The organism is Corynebacterium sp. HMSC075D04, from assembly GCF_001815635.1.
Taxonomy (GTDB): Bacteria; Actinomycetota; Actinomycetes; order Mycobacteriales; family Mycobacteriaceae; genus Corynebacterium; species Corynebacterium coyleae.
On record NZ_KV821371.1, the window covers coordinates 22755 to 43906 of the forward strand.

Sequence of the window (21152 nt, forward strand, 5' to 3'; positions counted from 1 at the left end):
AGCCCCCAATCACTGTGCCACCGCCGGAAGGTCAAACCGGGAAGACGCAGCCCAGCCAGGGCATTGTCATCACCAATATTTTCCCGAAGCGATTCCATTCGCACATTGTCATTTGAAAGAGCACAGTTAATGTCCACCATGACTGCACCTACACAACAAGACACTCCCAAACCGAAACGGCCAGGTTTGACGGCCCGCCACATTCACTTCATCGCCTTGGGCTCCGCGATTGGTACCGGCCTGTTCTACGGCTCCGCCGGCGCAATCCAGGCGGCTGGTCCTTCTGTGCTCCTCGTCTACCTCCTGGGTGGCGCGGTGATGTACTTCATCCTCCGAGCTCTCGGCGAGATGAGTGTGCGTCACCCAGTGCGTGGCTCCTTCGCGGTGTACTGCCGCGAGTACCTGGGTGGCCTCGGTGGTTACATCACCGGTTGGATGTTCGCCTTCGAGATGATGATCGTGTGTCTGGCTGACTTAACGGCAATCACGATCTATATGAAGTTCTGGTTCCCCACAACACCAGCGTGGGTCTGGATCACCGTCACACTGCTGATCATCAGTGCAGCTAACCTTGCCGCTGTCCGTCTGTTTGGTGAGCTCGAGTTCATGCTCACCTTGATCAAGGTCGGCGCTGTGGTCGCCATGATCATCGGTGGCGCTGCAATCCTTATTTTCAACCTTGGCGAGTCCCCGGAGGCAATGGGTATTGACAACCTCTGGAACGACGGTGGTTTCTTCGCTAACGGCTTCTCCGGCATGGCAGCCTCGTTCATCCTCGTCCTCTTCGCTTTTGGTGGCACCGAGATCATCGGTGTCGCGGGCGCTGAGGCTGAGGATCCGGACCGCTCTATCCCGAAGGCAGTCAACACTGTCCCGATGCGCATCCTGATCTTCTACGTACTGTCCATCCTGGTCATCCTGATGATCAACCCGTGGCGCACGATTAACGGTGATGATTCCCCGTTCGTTCAGATCTTCGACACTCTCGGTGTGAGCTGGGCCGCAGCACTGCTGAACGTGGTTGTGCTCAGCGCTTCCCTGTCGGCGATTAACGCTGACTTGTTCTCCACCGGTCGTGTGCTCGCTGGCCTGGCCAAGGAGAACTTGGCCCCGAAGTCGATGGCGCGAACCTACCGTGATGTGCCAGTGATGACTGTGGCGATGCTCATCGTCTCCCTGATCGTCGGTGTGTACCTGAACCAGCGTTACCCGGACATCTTCGGCACTATTGCAGCACTTGCAACCTTTGCCACCATCTTCGTCTGGTTGATGATCCTGATCGCACACATCGCGTCCCGCCGCGAGATGACCGCCCAAGAGGTCAAGGCGTTGAAGTTCCCGGTTCCGTTCTGGCCGTACGGTCAGTGGTTCGCGGTGGCGTTTATCCTCTTCACCTTCGGCACCATGGTGTGGCTGCCTGAGTACCACGTAGCACTTGCAGTCGGTGTCGCCTTCCTCTTCGTAATGACCATCCTGTACTTCGTTACCGGTCGTCCACAGGCTGTCGCCGAAACTGAGTATGAGTACGAGGCGAAGTAGCAAGTACCTCGCCTCCGGCGGCTAGCCCCGCCTTGCCTTGATGGCCTCCCCGTGCGCGGGGAGGCCTTCTTCGTCTGCAAGGGTGATCACGGCATCCGCGACCTCTTCCAGTGCCTCAGCGGAGTACTCGACAATGTTCATCGGTTTGAGGAAGGTGTGCGTGCTCAACCCCGCGGCAAACCTTGCGGTACCTGACGTTGGCAGCACGTGGTTCGAACCTGCTGAGTAATCCCCCAGTGGCACCGGCGAGTACGGTCCGACGAAGATAGCGCCGGCATTGTTGATCTCGCGCGCCACAGCCTGCGCATTCGCGGTGTGGATCTCCAGGTGCTCGGGCGCGTAGACGTTGGTCACGTGCACGGCAGTCTCGATGTCGTCCACAATCAAAATCCCGGACTGCGGGCCTTCCAGCGCGTCGCGCACGCGGTCAGCGTTGAGCGTGATGCCGTAGCGATCAGCGATTTCTTTATCGACTGCCTTTGCCAGCTCCGGAGAATCCGTAATCAGAATCGACGCGGCCTGCTCGTCGTGCTCTGCTTGGGAGATCAGATCGTAGGCGAGATAGACGGGGTCGGCGGTGTCGTCGGCAATGATCGCAATTTCGCTGGGCCCCGCTTCCGCATCGATACCTACCACGCCGTTAACCAGGCGCTTCGACGCTGCGACGAACACGTTGCCCGGGCCGGTGATCATGTCCACCGGTTCGAGGTCGTCGTCACCGTAGGCCATGAGCGCCACTGCTTGTGCGCCACCGACGGCCCACACTTCATCGATGCCCAACAATGCACACGCGGCGAGGATCGTCGGGTGCGGCTGACCGTCAAAATCTGCTTGCGGCGGGGTGCACACCACCATGGACTCCACGCCCGCTTCCTGGGCCGGAATCACATTCATCAGCACACTCGACGGGTATACCGCCTTGCCGCCTGGCACGTACAGGCCTACGCGACGTACCGGACGGAACACTTCCGTGACTACGGCACCTGTTGCGAGTTCGGTCTTGCGCGTAGCTGGCTTTTGCTCAGCATGCACCTGTCGGATCCGGCGAATTGAGGTTTCCAGTGCAGCTCGAACATCAGCGTCCAAACCATCCAATGCAGCCCGCATGGCATCCGCAGAAACTCGAACCGCTTCCGGGCGTACGCCGTCAAAACGTTCCCCGTATTCGAGTGCTGCCTCGGCACCGCGGCTACGGACGTCGTCGACAATCGGCGCGACCTGTTCTGCTGCGGAGCCAACATCGGTGCCCGCACGAGGAAGAATTGCACGCAGTTCTCGTACCGAGGTCTCTCGCCCTCGCAGGTCTGTCACGTTTAGCATGATGCTCCTTTGATTGTCTTGGACATCAATAGATGTTATCCAGCATTCGCCCTTTAAAAAGCGGTTTACCGAAGTAACCTCGAAGCCACCAACCCACCCCGCTGCCCGTAATCAACACATGGAATAATGGTCATATGTTTGTCACTCAAGGTTCAAAAGTTGTCCTTATCGGCGCCGGCGCTGTCGGAACCGCGTACGCCTACGCCATCTTGAACCAGGGTCTGGCAGACCACCTGGCCATTATCGACCTCAACGAGGATCTTGCATGGGCAGAGGTAGAAGACCTCAATCACGCGATCCCGTTTTCTGGCCACCACATGGATGTCACGGTTGGCACGTATGAGGACTGCAAGGATGCGGCACTCGTGGTCAATTGCGCGGGTGTTGCGCAGCGCGATGGCGAGACGCGTCTGGATCTTGTGGCGCGCAATGTGAAGATTTTCGATTCAATCAACAAACAAGTCATGGCCGCCGGCTTCAACGGCATTTACGTCGTGGCCACCAACCCGGTCGATGTGTTGACGTACGTGACCTGGAAGCAGACCGGGCTGCCATCGAATCAGGTCATCGGCGCAGGCACCGTGCTGGATACGGCACGCTGGCGCCACAACCTGGGCCAGTACTTCGACATCGCTCCCTCTGCGGTGCACACCCACATCATCGGCGAGCACGGCGACACCGAACTGCCGGTGTTGTCCTCCGGCTCCATCGGTGGCGTTCCCCTCCCCGCGCTGCTCGAGGCGGAAGCCACCCGCAATCCGGATATTTACACACAGATCGACGAGATGTTTGTGCGGACCCGCGACGCCGCCTACGACATCATCAAACGCAAAGGCAACACGTCCTTCGGCGTCGGCAACGCGCTCGCCCGCATCACCCGCGCAATCCTGCGCAACGAAGACGTTGTCCTACCAGTCTCTGCGCTTCTCGAGGGCGAGTACGGCCTCAACGACATCTACATCGGCACCCCAACCGTGCTCAACCGCGGTGGCGTGCGCAACGTCGTCGAACTTCGTCTCAACGACGACGAAACCGCCAAGTTCCACCACTCCGCCCAAACCCTGCGCGACGTGATCGACAAGGCAGAGATCTAGGAGCATTTGCGTATCGACGACCCCACGCCGACACTCTGTTTAAACTGACCTCATGGTGAAAACGATCGAGGTCGTCGGTGCGGTCATCATCCAAGATGGCCGCATTTTCGCTGCCAAGCGCGGAAAAGGTAAATCCATGGCGGGTTTCTGGGAGTTTCCTGGCGGCAAGATTGAGCCCGGCGAGAGCCCTCAAGCAGCACTTGCACGCGAACTTAAGGAAGAGCTCCGGATCGAAGCGGAAGTCGGCGAGTTTGTTGTGACTACCAGGCATGACACTGGTGATGTTGTTGTGGAACTGTCTACCTACATCTGCGAGCTGGTCTCCGGAACACCCATACTCACCGACCACGAAGAGGTCCGCTGGGTTGCGGCCAACAAGCTCTCAGACCTCACCTGGGCGCCTGCAGACATTCCAACTGTCGAGCTACTGGCAGAAAGGTTTGGGTAGAGCACCAATGCCTATCGACGACGCCTCGCTTCCCCTCGGCGCATATGAGACCCCCGTAACCAAGCGCATTCTTGAGCGGCTCGCTGCTACGGAAGCAGAACATGGTTTTCAGCGCCCCGCATTGGAGGACGCCACAGATCAGCACCGCGAACGCTATACCGACGCCATCACTCGGGTTCTCGCAGATCATCTGACACAGAAGCTTTTGAATACTCGCGAGCCGCTGCAACGCGTCGAACTGATTAACACGCTTGCGGAACTCATCGACCCCGATGATGCGATTGAGTCAGAGACACTGCTCCACGCGGTGTACGAGGCGTCGCTCGGTGAGCCTCCGCGCTTCCAACCAACATCACTGACAGGTGCTTCTCTGCTCACGAACGCCAGTAGTGATCTCAGCATGGCGGCAGAAATTAAACGCGAGATCCGAACCGCCGACAGCGTCGACCTACTCTGCGCGTTTATCAAAAACTCCGGCATCGCAGTCATCCGTGACCAGCTCGAGTATCTCCGCGACAACAACATTCCGTTGCGCGTGATCACATCGACCTACTGCGGCGCATCCGATATCGAGGCGATTAACCGGCTTGTCGAAGAGTTCGGTGCCGAAGTCAAGGTGGGCTATGAGTCACGCGATACGCGACTGCATGCCAAGGCCTGGTTGTTCAGTCGTAATTCAGGCTTCGACACCGCATATATCGGCAGCTCAAACCTGTCCAACTCTGCGCTCATCGATGGCGTGGAGTGGAACGTCCGCGCATCGCGAACCTCCACGCCTGAGATCCTGCGCAAGTTCGAGGCAGTCTTTGAGACGTATTGGAACGACAAGCACTACGCAACCTACGAACCGAAGGCTGACCACGACCGGCTTTTCGAAGCCCTCAAGCGCGAACGTTTTGGCACTACCCCATCCGACCGCATTGAGCTCTCCGGCCTTGAGGTGCAGCCTTGGCCGTACCAACAGGCAATGCTTGAGGCACTGGAGGCAGAGCGCGACGTACATGACCGTCACCGAAACCTTCTCATCGCAGCAACTGGCACTGGAAAGACCGTTGTTGCGGCGTTGGATTACAAGGGGTTGGCTGCGGCGTCGAAAAGCAAGCCTTCGCTCCTTTTCGTCGCGCATCAGCGCGAATTGTTACGACAGGCGATGCGCACGTACCGGGAGGTACTTCGCGACAATAACTTTGGCGAACTGTTTGATGGAACGCACACGCCACGGCAGGGCACACACATCTTTGCCACTATCCAAACGCTGCATAAACACGTGGAAAGCTTCCCTCCTGAGAAGTTCGACGTGGTGGCTATCGACGAGTTCCACCACGCCGAAGCCTCCACATACAAAAAGGTGCTCGACTACCTCAAGCCGAAGGAACTCCTCGGTCTTACCGCCACACCCGAGCGCGGCGACGGCGTCAACGTCCAGCGTTTCTTCGACTATCGCGTCGCCTACGAACTGCGTCTCTGGGATGCACTGCAACTCGGCCTCGTGGCACCAATGCACTACTTCGGCATCAACGACGAGACGGACCTCCGAAGCGTGAAATGGTCGCGCTCAAGCCGCGCTTACGACACCGCTTCACTGAGCGAGTTTTACGTTCGGCTTGGAGATTCCCGCGTAAAACTCATCCTCAGCGAACTCCAAAAACGTGTGTTCGACCTCGCGGAGCTCAAGGCTCTCGGCTTCTGCGTCAGCATCGATCACGCACGATTCATGGCGGAACGGTTTAACCATTTTGGTATTCCGGCTGCAGCCGTTACTTCAAAGACACCACAAATTGACCGTGACCAGGCTATCCAACGCCTCCGCGACGGCGAGCTCAAAGTGCTGTTCACCGTCGACCTGTTTAACGAGGGTGTCGACATCCCCGAGCTCAACACCTTGTTGCTGCTGCGCCCGACTGAGAGCCCGATCATCTTCCTCCAACAGCTCGGCCGCGGCTTGCGCAAGATGCCAGGCAAGGTGTGTACCGTCCTGGACTTCATCGGCGAACAACACACAAACTTCGACTTTGAACGCAGGTATGCAGCGCTCACCGGTCGGCGTGGCAAACGCTTAAAGACGGAGATTGAGCAAGAGTTTCCCTCCCTTCCTGGTGGCACCCATATTCAACTCGACCGAGTCACACAAGAACGGGTACTTCAAAACGTCAAGCGTGTTGCAGGCAATTCAATCGTCAAGATCCGTGAGCTTGTACAGCAAGAAGCGACGACGGATCTTTCGTCATTCCTAGCTAACACTGGTCTTTCACTCGAAGATCTCTACCGCAACCGGGCCGACGGTGGATGGACACGGTTGTTGCGAAGCCAAGATCTTCTCCCTGTCCCCGAAACAGTTTCCGAGCGCGAAGAATTTTTCCTCACTCGGATTCGCTCAATGTTGCACGTCAACGACCCGCTTCGAGCAGAACGATACCTTGCCATTGTGGATGCGAACGGGCCGACGTACGACGCAATGTCGCCTGAGGACCAGACGTTTACCCGCATGTTGGTCACGATGATTTGGGCAAACCAATCGGGAGTCCAACCACCGGAGACTTTCGACGACGCACTGTCAGCTATCCGAAGCGTCCCTTCCTTTAGGAATGAACTTCAGCAGATTTTCGACTACCGCCTTGACCAATCACGCGTGACTCCAAAACCCGTTACTGGCCCCGGCGCACCTGTGCTGTTCACCCACGCGGACTACTCCACCGCTGAGCTGACTGCTGCTGTACGTACCGCTCCCCTGAAGAAGCTTCTCCATTTGCCGCGCGAAGGTGTGTACCACGCCACCGAATCCGATCTGGACCTGTTCTTCGTCACTCTTTCCAAGAACGAAGCGGACTTCTCCGAAACCACCCGCTACGCCGACTACCCAATATCTCCTGATCTGTTCCAGTGGGAATCACAATCGACAACCAAGTTGGATTCCAAAGCTGGCCAGCGATACATCCACCACTTGGAGAACAACCACTCGATCTATTTGTGTGTACGCAACACCCGACTCGATGCTGCTGGAGTTGCACGTGCATTCACGCTCCTTGGCGACGTGTCACACGTACGCCACTCCGGCGAAAAACCGATTCGCTTCGAATGGCAGCTACACAGGCCGATGCCTGCAGAGCTGTATGAACAAGGACGCGCAGTGGTGTAAAAGGCACCCGCATTAGTGCCATAATCGAGATCATGTCTCTGCACTTGATGCGCACAGCCACGATTATCACTTCGCTAGGCCTGGCCCTAACCGCTTGTTCGAGCGAGCCGGAGGACCTTCCCGAGCCTTCCGTTTCTGCTTCAAATTCAGCGGTGGAAAATACCTCACCTGAGGCAGAAGCAGAACAGACCTACACGGATGTACCGGCTGAGACATTCAAGGTGGACCCCCTCGCGTATGCCTTCTTCGGTGCGGCCTCCTCCGAACGTGGATGTGTAGTTCCGACCCGCGAAGAAGCCCAAAACGGGCCAGTCTTCGAATGTAAGATTCGACTCGACGCATCTGAACCTGCATTAGCTGACCTCGGCAATCCCGAGGAAGGCAATATCGCCACCTCAGTGCGCTACGACCCGGTAATCGGCTTCTACACGTTTAGCTCGAAAACAGATCCGTTCGCGATGGACGCTCCCCAGCTCAACCCTGGTGAGCGCGTCACACTTACCGGGTTCACCTTCACTCGCGTGGATGAAGAAACGCTCATCGTGGAACGCGGTCTGAGCAAGATCACTATCAAAGACGGTGAGATCGTCCAGGCTAACCCCGACCCGGACCGCGAGGACTCCACTGATACTTCCGCTGCTGAAGGCACCCGGTGTGGAACCGTAACCGGTACCGAAGGTCCCGACCGTGCTGTCATCGCGCTAAAACAGGACACCGATTGCGTGGCGGCAATGGAAGTAGTCAACGACTACACATCGCCGAACCCAACAGGAGGCGGAGCAACAAGCACCAGTCTTGATTGGACCGCCCCAAACGGATGGGAGTGCGCCCGTGGACACCACCCGCCAGGGCAGCCGTGGAATAACATCAACACCCGTCCGGTGTGCAAGGGAGAAAGCGGCTCCGTTGTGATCATCGAAGAAGACTTGCTCTAACCACCGCATACTCCCCCACCTCCGCGGCGAAGCTGGTGTCGTGGCAGGTGAAGATCACCGCCTGACCGCGTGCCAGGCCCGCTGCGATGAGGGCGTGGGCGCGTTCGCGGGAGGGGATGTCGAGGCCGACGTCGGGCTCGTCGAGAAGAACAAGGTCGCGCCCCTGGGCGAACACCTGGGCAAGCTGTGCGAGCCGGAAGTGCGCTGACGGCAGGTCCAGCGGGTGGGCGTCTGCGTCGAGGCATAACGCGGCGACGGCCTCGTCGTCGCCGATAAACCGGCCCACGGTAGATTCGGCGAGCTGGTCTGCTGCGCGCTGTAGTGCCAGCGACACCGTCACGCCGCGGGTTTGCTCCAAGCCTAGGTTGTCGTCGAGGCCAGCCATCGCGCGGAGGAGCGTTGTCTTGCCAGCGCCGTTGTCGCCACGCAGCCACATAGCCTCACCGGGGCGCACAGTCAGTTGCACCGGTCCGGCGGTGAACGATGGCTCTGACGAGGTGCGGAACTGCCACCACTTGCGCTGTATTTGCCCGCGGACGGCGGAGACCTCGCCAAGGTCGATCGGTTCATCAGTTGCTGTGACGCGGTCAGGCAACTGCAGATTCGGGTTGGGTGGGACGTCCGGCTGGAGAACGCCACCGACAAGTCCGAGTGCGGCCGAGTCGATGTCGCGGAGCCGAGTGCCCAGGATGACCACCTTCGACGGCAGCGAAGCCAGCAGTTCGGTGACGCGGGTGCAGGAGGTTGGGTCGAGGCCGGCGAAGGGGTCGTCGAGAAGCAAGGTGCCCGGCTCAAGCACCGCAACAGCTGCGATGGCGAGGCGTCGCGTTTGGCCACCGGAGAGTTGCGCTGGGTTGCGCTCGGCGAGATCGCTCAGCCCTGCAGCGTGGAGGATTGCCTGGCAACGCTGACGCATCTCGTCGGCGGGTACGCCGCGCTGTTCGAGACCGAGGGCAACTTCCTCGATGACCGTGTCGCGAAGATACGACACGTGCGCAGTGGCGTCCTGCTGGACTACTGCGGCGTGGTCCCACTCGTGGTGCACCTGCGCTGCCAACGTGGTCAGGCCAGCGCCGGAGTTCCCGACCACCTGCACCGCGCGGTGCTCGTTGAGCGTCTGTGTGAGCAATGTCAGATCCACAACACAACCCCCAAACACGCAAGCGGGATGAGGATGCGGGCGACGCGCTGGATGCGGCTGTCGTGGACAGGGCGCAGCACGGTGCGAGGGCCGGTGAGGTCGTAACCTGCGGTCTCTAAGGCTTGGCCGCGAGCACCGGCTTGGGTGAGCAGCTCGGTAAGCACCGGCATGATCAGGTTCGGGACCACGGTTTTTACGGTGATGCGCTCGCCTTTGAGGTGGTTGGCGTCGCGGACGATCCGTGCGCGGTGTGCACCTTGGGGGCCGAGTTGCAGTGTCGTGCCGGCGATGTATCCGATCCTGTTGCCACCCGGTGCTGCCTGCAGCGCCTTGGCCAGATCCGGGGTACGCGACCATGCGACGGCCGCGAGCAGGCTGGCAATCAGTGCGGTGAAGCGTGCGGCTAACTCCCCTGCTGTGGCAAGTCCGTCGCTAGTAAGCAGCGGCGCGATGCGATGCTCACCGTAGGGCGCGTGGATGAGCACCATGGATGCCGCGACCGGAGCTGCAAGTAACGCGGTGGCCGCGATGAGGGCGACGTTGCGGGTCCGCCACGTGCCCAGCACCACCGCCATGGCCAGCACTGCGAGTGAAACTTCTGGCCGGTTCAACCCAAGGACCAGAATCCAGCCCGACGCCCCGATGGCCAAAGCGGTCAACGGGTTGATACGGGTTGAAGAACTCAGCCGGGCTGCCACGGAAGTGCTTTACGCCTCAGGTGTCGATGCTGGCGCGACGGGTTCCTGCGGTGCGAACGCAGCCACAGTGCGCTTCGGCAGCGCCTTGACCGTGGCATAGGCGATGAACAGGACGATGAGCTTATCCACCGGGTCAGAGATGAACGCCTGGGTGGTTACCGATGCGATCAGGGACCCACCCATCTCGCGGAACAGGCTCACCAGCGCACCGGTGCCCACACCGGCGGTACCGCCGTAGACATATGCGGCAACCGGGGCTGCAACCATGCCGCCCACCACGCCGAGCACAAGGCCAAAGCCAACCACGGTGCCAGGGTTACGGAACGCGTTGAAGCGGTGAATGAACACACCCGCCAACCAGCCGACCAAGGCCGCACCGGCGGCGAACGGCAGAGCGGCCGGGTTGACCAGACCCCACACCACGTTGTTCAGCGCACCGGTGGCCATGCCCGCAACCGGGCCGGCCAGGGCTGCGACCAGCACGGTACCCACGGAGTCGAGGTACAGCGGCAGACCAATCGAGCCGACGATCTCGCCGATGACGGAGTTGATGATGATCGCAATCGGAATCAGCCCAAGCGTGCGCGCCGGCAACACCGGGACGATGGCCACGAGTAGCAGCAGGGTGCCCACGCCGTAGCCCGCCAGCAACGTGATGCCAGGACCGGAGCCAGTGACCTGATCCCAGTCAGCGGGGCGGACAAGAACGAAGTAGAGCCAGGTCGCCGCGATAATCAGCGCGCCAAGGGCAACGAGAACGCGACGCAGCGGGGTCCACTGCGCCTTCTGCGAGTTTTGAGAAGTGGTGTGTGACATGGAACTTTCCGTAATTCTCACGGGCAAATGAACAATTGCGCCCCTGCCTATGTCACCTCGGCAGGAACGTTCAGATCAGGCAGTGTAGCAGTTAGTCGTCCGCTTTGAGGTGGCGCAGTTCCATAAGACTCGCATCACCCGCCACCACACGTGCATGGATCTCACAGGCCCATTCGAAGGACTCCCACGCGGCCTCAATGTCCGCGTCGGTGACTAAGCGTGCGTTGGGTTCGCGCTCCCAAATGCCACGCAGATCTGCCACTGAGGTGCCGCGGGTGAGGTCGGAATCGGCCTCGACGGCGATCGTCGTCAAGCAATGCTCGTAGTCCACCGCACCAAGCGCGATGAGCACCGTGAGCAAGTCGTGGATCTGCGCACGATAGCCCTCCCCGACCTCCTCGTGGAACTCGAAGTAGAACCGCACAATGTCACCCACATGCTGGGCAATCGGGCTCGCGCCTAGCTTTGCGACGACCCCCTCCAACCGCTCAGGCTCAAGCACCATCTTCTCCGTCACACCAAGTGAACACAGCGTGATCGGGGTCGGTGTCATGTCGAAGACGTCGGCGGCGGCGTGCGGGTCGACCCAAAAGTTCCACTCCGCCGTCGGCGTGGTGTTGCCCGGGTAGTTCACCGCACCACCCATCACCGTGATGTGCTTCAGGCGCGCAAAGTGCTGCGGGTGGGCGTGGGCGAAAAACGCCAAGTTGGTCATGGGACCAGTGACGATGAGGTGAAGATCGTCTGTGCCACGCTCAATCGCGTCGATCCACAGCGCCTCCCAGTCGTGTTCGACGTGACGCTGCGGCGCGGTGGCATAGCCAAGCCCCGTATCGCCGTGGGTTTCCGGCGTGGTAGTCAGCTCCACCTCAAGCGGCGCCGGTACTCCAGCGGCGAGAGAGATAATCGGCAAACCACACAACGACAGGATCCATGCGGCGTTCTTGGCACACTGGTCGGCGTCGACGTTGCCGGCAGTCGTGGTCACGCACTCAAGCTCATGGATGCCTGCCTGCGTGGCCGCGGTCAGCCAGATGAGGGCTAAGGTGTCGTCGATACCCGGGTCGCAGTCCAGAATTACTCTCATCGTGGCTCCTTCACCATCGTTTCCTTACCGATGATCAGCCACACCACAGCCGCCACCGCACACATTGCACCGCATACGCCGAACGCGGCAGTAAAGCCTGCGGTCTGCGCAATCGCACCGACAACCACAGGTGCGAAAATCTGGCCCGCATCCTGCGTCATCTGGAATGTGGATAACACCTTACCGCCGGAGCGTTCATTGCCAATAATGTCCGCCAACGCTGCCTGAATGGACGGGCTCATCGTGCCGGAAGCCACGCCGGCCAGCACCGACCAGATCATGAGCGGCCAGAAACTCGTCGCCGTGCCAAGCACCGCTGTAAACACCGCAGACATTGCCATGCCCGCGAAGATCATCGGGCGCCGACCGAAGTGATCCGACATGCGCCCGGAGAACTGCAACATGATTGCCATACCGAGCGCGAACGCCGTAAGCGCGAAACCAGCCGCTGCCCCGCCTTGCTCAAACACCGCGGCGGCAAAGAGCGGCAACACCGCCACGCGCGCACCCATATTCACAAACCCATTGGTAAACGCCGCGACCAGCAATCCCCTGTAGGTGGGCACCTTCCAGGCGCTACGCAACCGCATTGCTGGCTTCGCCTTCGGCAACGCCTTCGCACCTGGACGCGGCTGTGTAAGCCACGCGACGAGGCCGGCCGCAATCGCGACCGCCACGCCGTAAATGGCAAATGGGATACGGAAACCCAAATACGACAACGCTGCGCCCACGATTGGGCCGAACACATTGCCCACAAGAAACGCCGAGGCGTACAACGCGTTCGCGCGGCCACGGATCGAAGGATGCGTCACCCGCACAATCAACGCCTGCGCCGACAACGTAAACATCGTCGAGCCGAAACCCGCGATGAACCGCAACGCAAGAATCTGCCAATACGCCTGGGCAAACGCCACGAAGAACGTGGAGACAGCCACGATGCTCAAGCCTGTGAGGTAGATCGGGCGCGAGCCCAGTTTGTCCACCAACACACCCGCGCCGGGCGCACCAAGCAACCTGGCGAGAGCAAACACAGACACGACCGCACCTGCTGCGGCCATGGATACGTTGAAACTTCCCGCAAACTGCGGGAGAACCGGAGCGATTAACCCGTACCCGAGCGCAACAATGAAGGCGGCGCCCGTGAGCACCCAAATGGTGCGGGGTATCGACGGTTTCACCACCTTATTCGCACTCATAAACAGCAAGGTTACACAACGCGTCAAATAGCCGTATCGCCCATATGTTCGAATATGTACCGGGTGGTGTCGGAGCGACTTTTAGTGTTTGAGCCATGAAGTTGAACGCAAAGAATGCCCTGTCCATGTTCCGCACCTCCCCCACTGTGGATGCCGATGCATACGCCAGTGCCGATTCCTTGGCTGCTGAAATCCGAGACCTCTTCCCCGAGAAGCTGCACGCCATCAACGCGATGATCCACCACCCGCGCTCGCTGTCTCGCCCGGCTGCGACCTGGCGGCCACCGGTGATATCGCTACCCCGGATAGACAACGGTCCGACGCTGTCGTTGGCGGTTACGCGGCGGCGTGTTGGCCCGCGCGCCCGCGCTCGTATTCAGGGATACGGGCAGCGCCACATTCCGGCCTACTTGATCGAACTGCGCGTGACCGATGCCGCGGGGGTTCCCGTGGACACGTTGCTTGCCGAGTCCTGGGTGCGCGCGGTCATCCCCGATGATGCTGCCCACACCGTCCACGAAATTCCGGGGGCGAAGGCAGCAAGTTACGTCTGGCTCGTCGACGGGGCGTTCACCCCGATCGAGTCGCCCTCCTCCATGTTCGAAGGACTCAGCGCGGCTTAGTCCTCGTCGTCCTCGTCGAAGTCTTCGTCGTCGAGATCCTCATCATCCTCATCATCGAGGTCCTCGTCGTAGTCTTCGTCGTCTTGGCCGAAGATGTCGTAGACGTCCGGCTCGTCAATCTCGTCGTCGACTGGAAGCAGCTGCGCCTCCCATTCCTCTGCCTGGTCGGCGGCGAGCGACAGCACGTCAAAGAGGCGGTCGAAGTCGGTGAAGCTGCCCAGCTCGAGCTTCTCAGCGTCGGCAACTGCCTCATCATGGATGACGTCAAACAGACGTGCGCGGTCCTCCTCAGACAGTTCCGCATCGCCGTCGGACTCCCACAACTCGCCCTCGGCGTCCTCGATGACATCGTCGTAGTCATCCGGGAGTGCAACGAAGGTCACTGTGGCGCTCGGCACGCCGTTGACGGCTTCGACGACGACCTGCAACTCGGCATTCGCGCCCACTTCGGCGCGCACCTGCTGCGGGTTGACGTGGTCCTGGAAGAACTCGAGATCCCCAATGCGCTCGTCCGTGCTTTCCAGCAGGTCGCGCAGCACTGTTACCACCTGGTCGGTCGCCATGTGCTCAGCAACAGCAGTCACCGCTGCCTCCACGGAGAACACCACAGCGACTAAGACGGCCTCAAACTCTTCGTCGTCCTCGTCCACGTCAGCGGCGGCGATGTACACGTTCGCCGCTGGCAGGTGCGGATCAATTTCCACAAACTGCAATTCCAACGCCGCGGACATGGGGACAAACATCGTGTCCCCGCCTACGCGCGACTCAATACCGTCGCGGTCCAACGCGGCCGCGATGTCCTCGAAAAAGCTCATGACAGTGGGTTCCTTCCGCATTGACCTTCAGACTGGCTTCAGCCTAGCCACGTTCGCTGACGCGTGCCTGGAATTATCATCGCGGATGTCACAAATCCGTCCGGCTAATTCCCCACTCGCGCATGTCAAACGACTCCCACGCGGTGCGTTGCTCCGCTTTCGGGTCGTATTCCACACGTATGCCGTACTCAAACACCGCAGTCGCACGCCCCGGGTCGTCGCCACGCTTAAACCCATAGCTGGGCCACTCCGTACCAGGTGTGCCGGTGTGGAAGAACTCGCCCCAGTGGTACTGCATGAGCCGGCTGATCTCTTGGAACGTGTCTCGCGGCCCGAAGCGATCCAGTTTGGAGGTCACTGTGGCAAAGGGATCGCCATAGACCGCAACCAGGTCAGCTGCATGAATCGCGCCGAGGCCCAACTTGCGCATCGCGGCAGATGCGTAGGCGAAGCGATACATATAGGTCGGCGCGACCATGCGGTGCGCGGTGGCCAGGATGACACTCGGGGCCCAGAACACGGCGTCTGCCATCAACTCCGCAAAGTCGCCGCGTGCGCCGACATCGTCGTACGCCTCGATGACATCCAGCGCATTGTCCGGGTCAAACACGTTCAACGCCCGGCGCGCAGCACGTTGGCGCTGGCGGGAGGTTTGGTAGATGGCTTTGGTGAAACTGGCTTCGTCGGAGTTGGTTCCCACGATCAGTGGCACGCGGGCTTGCTCGCCAGCGTTGAACGTGTCAATGGGGTGTTGGGGCAGGCTGGCACTGTCCAGGGTGGGCATGAAGCTGATGTTGAATTGCAGCGCTTCCTTGCTGTTAAACATCAGTGATTGCCCGGCGCGCACGAGGGTTTCTGCGGGGATGTCGCGCAGCTGGTCAAGGGTGGTGTCTGGTGCGAGCCCGAGTTTCCTGATGAGGGCTTGGACCCACCTGGCGGCTTGGCGCCTCGAGTGGACGCTGGCCGGTGGCGGGGACTGCGCGATTGCGCGGTGGAACAGGCCGCGGGCATCGGGTGCGCACATGAGATGCAGCACGGCAGCACCGCCTGCGGATTCGCCCATGATGGTCACAGCATCTGGGTCGCCGCCGAAGGCTGCGATGTTGTCCCGGATCCACCGCAGGGCGAGGATCTGGTCGCGGATAGCGGGGTTGGCCACGCAGTCGTCGCCAAGCGATCGCACATCGAGGTAGCCGAGCACGCCGAGGCGGAAGTTTAAGGAGACGTAGACAATGTTCGTCGCGGCGGTGAGGCGATGACCTTGGAGGACTTTTTCGTGGCTGGCGCCGGTGACAAAAGTGCCGCCGTGGAAACAGACAACGACAGGCAAGACCTCATCAGTGTCGGGCCTGACGATGTCTAAGTTGAGGCAGTCCTCCGAACCAAGCACCGTGCCACGGATGCCGAAGGTGCCTTGCATGGCGGGTGGGCCGAAGCGTGTGCAGTCGCGCACCCCAGGCCAGGGTTGGACGGGTTTCGGTTCGCGGAACCGGTGAGTACCAGCGGTGTTGGCGCCGAATGGCACGCCACGCCAGGTGCGCATTCCGGTGTGCGGGTCGACTTGACCGCGCACGGCTCCGGCCGTTGTCTGTACGACTGGTTGGCGGCGCGCATTCATGCGTTCAAGCCTAGAGCGTTTCCGCCCGGTCTTCCCGGGATATGAAGTCGTTCTATGCTGTACCAATTACCCATCGCCAGTTCACGGCAGGAGGATAAACGTGTTCGGTAAGAAGAAATCAACGCAGATCGACGAGACGGAGCTCCGCAAGGAAATCAAGGTCGCGCTGCAGGAAAATTCAGCGCAGCTGGAAAAGGACGCGGGCAAACTCGGTCGTGTTTTCATCGGCGCGGTGGACAAGGCCGTGCGACTGCAGACCTCTGTGATCCGCGGGTATGTGGATTGGTTGCGTCGCGACAATCCGGATAAGTCCCCGGCTGAAATCCAGGCGATTATGGATAAGCATCTGAAAAACACCGTCACGGGCACCGGTGCCGGTGTGGGTGCCGCTGCGGCAGTACCAGGCGTTGGCCTGTTCACAGGTGCTGCTGCTGTGGCCGGCGAGTCCGCCCTCTTTCTGGATCTCGCGGCGTTTTACGCCATGTCATCGGCATATTTGCGTGGCGACGACATCTCCGACCCCGAGCACCGCCGCGCCATCGTGCTGACCACGCTGATGGGTACGAAGGGTCTAGCAATCGTGGATACGCTGCTCGGCGAAAACTCCCGCAAGCTGCCTGGCAAGGCCACCCTGTCGCGCTTTTCTGGCCCGACGCTCAATGAGACCAACAACGTGCTGCAGCGCATGGCTATGCGTTCGCTGCGTCGTTCCATGCGTCGCGCCTGGCTGGGCAAGATGCTGCCGCTCGGCCTGGGTGCGATTGCCGGTACGACGGTGAACCGCAAGCTGGCCGGCAACATCATCGATAACATTCAGCAGGCCCTCGGCCCGGTGCCGCTGCAGTTTGCCACCCCGCTCGAGCCCGAAGACACGGCCGATGAGACCGGTCGCATCAAGGGTGGCTTCAACCCGAAGGAATTCGCTGCATGGATTTTGAAGATCTTCCGCGACGGTAAGGACAGTAGCGGGAAGGACAGCAACGACAAGGAACATGAGGACCACTAGCCCACTTCTTACCCAATCGCTCAAGGCGAACCGCGCGCCTGCCGCCGTCGCGTTCGCCGCTGCCATCTTGGCGGCGCTCACCCGCGTGGCCGAGCCCGCTCTTACTGGCCAAGCGATTGATATTGCCACCGGGAATGCGGACGGTTCCGTTGCCCGCGTGGCGTGGCTGATGGTGGCAGTCGCAGCGGCCACCTACGTCCTGAGCATCATCCGGCGCACCACCTCCGGTCGCCTTGCAACGACCTCGCAACACTGGTTGCGCACCAAGATCCTGCGCACACTGCACCGCCTGGACGGGCCGGGACAGGACAAGATCGTGACCGGCCAGATTGTCTCGCGCTCGATCTCGGATCTGAACATGTACCAGACGGTGCTGGACACTCTGGCGATGATGCTCACGCGCATCGTGCAACTGGTAGCCACCTTGATCGTCATGCTGAGCATGGACGTCGCACTGACCGCGATGTCGCTGGCACTGTTGCCTGTGCTCCTTTGGGAGGCCAACCGGTCGCGCAAAACGCTCTACGCAGCAACGTGGGTCAACCAGCACGCCACCGCAGAACTTGCAGAGCACGTCGAACAAACCGTCTCCGGCGTGCGTGTGGTCAAGGCGTTCGGGCAGGAACAGCGCGAGATCGACCAGCTCGACAACCTTGGCCGCCACCTTTACGCGGTAAAAATGCGGGCGGCGAAACTCACCGCACGCTTCCAGCCGATGCTCTCCCAACTGCCCAAGGTGGCGCTGGTGGTCACCATCATCGCCGGTGGCATGCTCGCCATCCACGGAAGGATCTCCATCGGCCAGTTCGTCGCATTCACCGCGTACCTGACCACGATGACGTCCACCCTGTCGATGCTGACCAACCAGTACGTCCGCATGCAGATGGGTATGAGCTCCTTCGACAGGCTCGCGGACGTGCTGGCACTCGCACCTGAAGAGTCCACCGCAAACTCCACCGTGAATTCCACCGCGAATTCCACCGAAAACTTGCCTGCCGAACCCGGCCTGCACTTTAGCGACGTGCACTTTTCCACCGGCGGCCACAACGTCTTAAACGGCTTCACCCTTTCGGTCGCGCCGGGCGAGACCGTTGCAATGGTCGGCCCGCCCGGCGCGGGTAAAACCATGGCGGTGCAGCTAGCTGGCGGGTTCTACACCCCGGATACGGGCACGGTCACCGGTGGCGATGTGGTCTGTGTTTTCGACGACGCCTTCCTTTTCTCTTCCTCCGTGCGCGACAACATCGCCATGGGGGCTGCCGATTACATGTCGCCGGACGAACTTGATGTCGCGGTGCGTGAGGCGGCACGTCTCGCCCTGGCAGACGAGTTCATCGAGCGCCTCCCCGACGGCTACGACACCCAGGTCGGTGAGCGTGGCCTCACGCTTTCCGGCGGCCAGCGCCAGCGCATCGCACTCGCCCGCGCGCTCATGTCGACACCGAAGGTGCTCGTGCTTGACGACGCCACCAGCGCCATCGACTCCATCAACGAAGCCCACATCTTGGCCAACCTGCGCGAGGCACTCAGCGACATCGCAGTGCTGACCGTGGCCCACCGCCAGTCCACGGTGGATCATGCGGATCGGGTAGCGGTGGTGCGCGGTGGGGTCGTCGTCAAGCAAGGGCCCCGCGACGAGGTCATGGCAACCGACGAGTACCGCGCCTCCATGGACCCCGAGTCCGAGACGCTGTACGAGGAGATTGGCGACCTGTGGCCCGAAGTGGACACCGAACCGCAGGAGCGCGTGATCGTGCCGACGAGCGGGCGCGCCTCCACCATCAACGCCACCCCGGAACTGCTCGCACGCGTGGAGCGCCTCCCGGAAGCGCGCGAACTGCCAGATCTGGCCGAGCAGACACTGACCCGCCTGCGCACCCCGTCGAGCGAATTCCACATCCGCGACATGTTCAAGGCCGTGCGCTGGCTCATCGCTGGCACCGTCGCCCTGCTGATTGTGGGCGTGCTGGCGGACTTGGCCTTCCCCACCATCGTGCGCGCCGCCGTGGACCGCGGCATTACCCCAAGTAACCAGGAGAACCTGATCAACGCGGGGCTCATTGCGCTCGGTGTGGTCGCGATCGCCTGGGCCTCGGATGCACTCATGACTGTTTTGTCGTCGCGCTCCGGCGAACGCCTCCTCTACGGGCTGCGCCTGCGCTCCTACGCGCACCTGCAGCAACTGGGGTTGAGTTACTTCGAATCGCGACTGTCCGGCAAGATCATGACGCGCATGACCACGGACATCGACACCTTGTCGAGCTTCCTACAAACCGGGCTTGCCCAGGCGATTGTCGCCGTCGGCTCTCTCGTGGGCGTGATCGTTATGCTCGTTGCCACAGACGGCGAACTCACCCTCATCGCGCTGACCGCCGTCCCGGTGATTGTCGTCGCTACCTGGGCGTTCAGAGTCTTCTCCAAGCGCTACTACCAGGCCTCACGCGAACAGATCTCCACGGTCAACGGCGAGTTCGCGGAACTCATCGGCGGCATCCGCACCACCCAAACCCACCGCGCGCAGACCCACTTCGAAGCGCACTTCACCGCCCTAAGCGACGAATACCGCCACCTGCGCATGCGCTCCGTCACCCTGGTCGCGCTGTACTTCCCAGGCATGCACTTCATCTCCCAAACCATGACCGCCGTCATCGTCGGCTTTGGTGCGGGACGCATCGCCGACGGATCGCTGTCCGTCGGTGTGCTCGTCGCATTCACCATGTACCTCGGCCAGCTCTACGGCCCTATCCAGCAGCTTGGCCAAATCTTCGACTCCTGGCAGCAAGCCACCGTCAGCTTCGACCGCATCCGCGCACTCCTTGCCCAGCGCACCACCGTCCCCGACACCGGCACCAACCCGGGTGCTCACAGCGCCGCAAGTGGGCCATTGCTTTTCGACGACACCACCTTCTCCTATTCAGCCTCCACCGATACAGACGCCTCCCCCGTGATTGACCACATGGACCTGACCATCGAGCCAGGTACCACCGTGGCACTCGTCGGCCCAACAGGTGCGGGCAAATCCACCGTGGTCAAACTGCTCGCCCGGTTCTACGATCCCACCTCCGGCGAGGTGCGCGCTTCCGGCACAAACATTGCGGAGTTCCCGCTTGCAGACTGGCGCCGCGCACTCGCCCAGGTCCCACAGGAGTCCTACCTCTTCCCTGGCACCGTCGCAGACAACATCGCCTACGGCGCGCCGGGCGCGACCCCAGAGGAGATCGAGGCGGCGGTGAACCGCATTGGCGCGCTCGGTGTCGTCGATACGATCCCCGGCGGCTTCAACGCGCGCGTCGGTGAACGCGGCCGAGGCTTGAGTTCCGGGCAGCGCCAGATCATCGCACTCGCACGCGCGGAGATGCTCTCCCCTGCCGTGCTGCTTCTCGACGAAGCCACCGCCACCCTTGATCCCGCAACCGAACGCGCGGTGCTCGACGCCGCCGACCGTGCAACCTCGGGGCGCACGTCAGTGGTCGTCGCACACCGCCTCGCAACCGCTGCGAGGGCCGACCGAATACTCGTCATCGACGAAGGACGTATCATTGAGGACGGTTGCCACGAGGACCTCCTCACCGCCGGCGGTAGGTATGCCCAAATGTGGGCTGCCAACCGCTAACGGGGGTGAAAGACGGAAACCCCGTGGACAGGAACAACCCAAGTTCGCGCCATATCAGCGCGGACGA

16 protein-coding genes are annotated in these 21152 nt (G+C 61.1%); 8 read left to right on the forward strand and 8 right to left on the reverse strand.

The window, feature by feature from the left end; translation table 11 throughout:
* Positions 1-138 precede the first annotated feature (138 nt).
* A complete protein-coding gene (locus tag HMPREF3048_RS11130) occupies positions 139-1539 on the forward strand; it encodes an amino acid permease (protein WP_141758916.1) in 1401 nt (466 codons plus the stop codon).
* Between the two features lie 21 nt (positions 1540-1560).
* Here HMPREF3048_RS11130 and hisD read toward each other — a convergent pair whose 3' ends face one another.
* The gene (gene hisD, locus HMPREF3048_RS11135; protein ID WP_070772343.1) at positions 1561-2859 is read right to left on the reverse strand and encodes a histidinol dehydrogenase; all 1299 of its coding nucleotides are present in this window, start codon (positions 2857-2859) and stop codon (positions 1561-1563) included.
* 134 nt (positions 2860-2993) lie between these two features.
* On the opposite strand from hisD, the gene HMPREF3048_RS11140 reads away from it, so the two are divergent.
* Genes HMPREF3048_RS11140 through HMPREF3048_RS11155 form a run of 4 tightly spaced genes read left to right on the forward strand, consistent with a single transcriptional unit; the run spans position 2994 to position 8472 of the window.
* Positions 2994-3953 carry an L-lactate dehydrogenase gene (locus HMPREF3048_RS11140; RefSeq protein WP_070772345.1) on the forward strand — a complete coding sequence of 320 codons (960 nt, stop codon included), beginning with the start codon at positions 2994-2996 and terminating at the stop codon, positions 3951-3953.
* Between the two features lie 52 nt (positions 3954-4005).
* The gene (locus tag HMPREF3048_RS11145) at positions 4006-4401 is read left to right on the forward strand and encodes a (deoxy)nucleoside triphosphate pyrophosphohydrolase (RefSeq protein ID WP_070772347.1); all 396 of its coding nucleotides are present in this window, start codon (positions 4006-4008) and stop codon (positions 4399-4401) included.
* 7 nt (positions 4402-4408) lie between these two features.
* Positions 4409-7537 (forward strand): DUF3427 domain-containing protein, encoded by a 3129-nt coding sequence (locus HMPREF3048_RS11150; protein WP_070772349.1) that lies wholly within the window; start codon positions 4409-4411, stop codon positions 7535-7537.
* 32 nt (positions 7538-7569) lie between these two features.
* Positions 7570-8472: a hypothetical protein gene (locus HMPREF3048_RS11155; RefSeq protein WP_141758917.1), complete on the forward strand. Its 903-nt coding sequence runs from the start codon at positions 7570-7572 to the stop codon at positions 8470-8472.
* On the opposite strand, the gene HMPREF3048_RS11160 is transcribed toward HMPREF3048_RS11155, so the two are convergent.
* From HMPREF3048_RS11160 to HMPREF3048_RS11180, 5 genes are all read right to left on the reverse strand, one after another.
* Complete coding sequence (locus tag HMPREF3048_RS11160; RefSeq protein WP_168167356.1) at positions 8450-9613, reverse strand: ATP-binding cassette domain-containing protein; 1164 nt, start codon at positions 9611-9613, stop codon at positions 8450-8452. The two genes, HMPREF3048_RS11155 and HMPREF3048_RS11160, sit on opposite strands and share 23 nt — an antisense overlap.
* Positions 9604-10311: an energy-coupling factor transporter transmembrane component T family protein gene (locus tag HMPREF3048_RS11165; protein ID WP_246818903.1), complete on the reverse strand. Its 708-nt coding sequence runs from the start codon at positions 10309-10311 to the stop codon at positions 9604-9606. Before HMPREF3048_RS11165 ends, HMPREF3048_RS11160 begins: the two co-directional genes overlap by 10 nt.
* Before the next feature lie 9 nt (positions 10312-10320).
* Positions 10321-11127, reverse strand: coding sequence for a glycosyl transferase family 9 (locus HMPREF3048_RS11170; RefSeq protein WP_070421802.1), 807 nt, complete (start codon positions 11125-11127; stop codon positions 10321-10323).
* A 91-nt stretch (positions 11128-11218) separates the two neighbouring features.
* Positions 11219-12214, reverse strand: coding sequence for a nucleoside hydrolase (locus HMPREF3048_RS11175; protein WP_070772353.1), 996 nt, complete (start codon positions 12212-12214; stop codon positions 11219-11221).
* A complete protein-coding gene (locus tag HMPREF3048_RS11180; protein WP_070772356.1) occupies positions 12211-13410 on the reverse strand; it encodes an MFS transporter in 1200 nt (399 codons plus the stop codon). Before HMPREF3048_RS11180 ends, HMPREF3048_RS11175 begins: the two co-directional genes overlap by 4 nt.
* Positions 13411-13505: 95 nt before the next feature.
* On the opposite strand from HMPREF3048_RS11180, the gene HMPREF3048_RS12360 reads away from it, so the two are divergent.
* Positions 13506-14033, forward strand: a complete 528-nt coding sequence (locus tag HMPREF3048_RS12360) for a hypothetical protein (protein WP_168161869.1) — start codon at positions 13506-13508, stop codon at positions 14031-14033.
* Here the strand turns inward: HMPREF3048_RS12360 and HMPREF3048_RS11190 are convergent.
* Positions 14030-14848 carry a hypothetical protein gene (locus HMPREF3048_RS11190; RefSeq protein ID WP_070569825.1) on the reverse strand — a complete coding sequence of 273 codons (819 nt, stop codon included), beginning with the start codon at positions 14846-14848 and terminating at the stop codon, positions 14030-14032. The genes HMPREF3048_RS12360 and HMPREF3048_RS11190 overlap by 4 nt on opposite strands.
* Positions 14849-14936: 88 nt before the next feature.
* Complete coding sequence (locus HMPREF3048_RS11195; protein WP_070772358.1) at positions 14937-16466, reverse strand: carboxylesterase/lipase family protein; 1530 nt, start codon at positions 16464-16466, stop codon at positions 14937-14939.
* A 100-nt stretch (positions 16467-16566) separates the two neighbouring features.
* On the opposite strand from HMPREF3048_RS11195, the gene HMPREF3048_RS11200 reads away from it, so the two are divergent.
* Both HMPREF3048_RS11200 and HMPREF3048_RS11205 read left to right on the forward strand, forming a co-directional pair.
* Positions 16567-17472 (forward strand): hypothetical protein, encoded by a 906-nt coding sequence (locus HMPREF3048_RS11200; protein WP_070772360.1) that lies wholly within the window; start codon positions 16567-16569, stop codon positions 17470-17472.
* Positions 17459-21085 carry an ABC transporter ATP-binding protein gene (locus HMPREF3048_RS11205; RefSeq protein ID WP_070772363.1) on the forward strand — a complete coding sequence of 1209 codons (3627 nt, stop codon included), beginning with the start codon at positions 17459-17461 and terminating at the stop codon, positions 21083-21085. Before HMPREF3048_RS11200 ends, HMPREF3048_RS11205 begins: the two co-directional genes overlap by 14 nt.
* The last annotated feature ends 67 nt before the right edge of the window (positions 21086-21152 follow it).

Excerpts from the sequence above, each read along its gene's own strand:
- hisD (WP_070772343.1), bottom strand. The coding sequence starts at position 2,859 with ATGCTAAACGTGACAGACCTGCGAGGGCGAGAGACCTCGGTACGAGAA.
- HMPREF3048_RS11205 (WP_070772363.1), top strand. The coding sequence starts at position 17,459 with ATGAGGACCACTAGCCCACTTCTTACCCAATCGCTCAAGGCGAACCGC.
- HMPREF3048_RS11190 (WP_070569825.1), bottom strand. The coding sequence starts at position 14,848 with ATGAGCTTTTTCGAGGACATCGCGGCCGCGTTGGACCGCGACGGTATT.
- HMPREF3048_RS11195 (WP_070772358.1), bottom strand. The coding sequence starts at position 16,466 with ATGAATGCGCGCCGCCAACCAGTCGTACAGACAACGGCCGGAGCCGTG.
- HMPREF3048_RS11175 (WP_070772353.1), bottom strand. The coding sequence starts at position 12,214 with ATGAGAGTAATTCTGGACTGCGACCCGGGTATCGACGACACCTTAGCC.
- HMPREF3048_RS11170 (WP_070421802.1), bottom strand. The coding sequence starts at position 11,127 with ATGTCACACACCACTTCTCAAAACTCGCAGAAGGCGCAGTGGACCCCG.
- HMPREF3048_RS11145 (WP_070772347.1), top strand. The coding sequence starts at position 4,006 with ATGGTGAAAACGATCGAGGTCGTCGGTGCGGTCATCATCCAAGATGGC.
- HMPREF3048_RS11130 (WP_141758916.1), top strand. The coding sequence starts at position 139 with ATGACTGCACCTACACAACAAGACACTCCCAAACCGAAACGGCCAGGT.
- HMPREF3048_RS11180 (WP_070772356.1), bottom strand. The coding sequence starts at position 13,410 with ATGAGTGCGAATAAGGTGGTGAAACCGTCGATACCCCGCACCATTTGG.
- HMPREF3048_RS11155 (WP_141758917.1), top strand. The coding sequence starts at position 7,570 with ATGTCTCTGCACTTGATGCGCACAGCCACGATTATCACTTCGCTAGGC.
- HMPREF3048_RS12360 (WP_168161869.1), top strand. The coding sequence starts at position 13,506 with ATGAAGTTGAACGCAAAGAATGCCCTGTCCATGTTCCGCACCTCCCCC.
- HMPREF3048_RS11140 (WP_070772345.1), top strand. The coding sequence starts at position 2,994 with ATGTTTGTCACTCAAGGTTCAAAAGTTGTCCTTATCGGCGCCGGCGCT.
- HMPREF3048_RS11150 (WP_070772349.1), top strand. The coding sequence starts at position 4,409 with ATGCCTATCGACGACGCCTCGCTTCCCCTCGGCGCATATGAGACCCCC.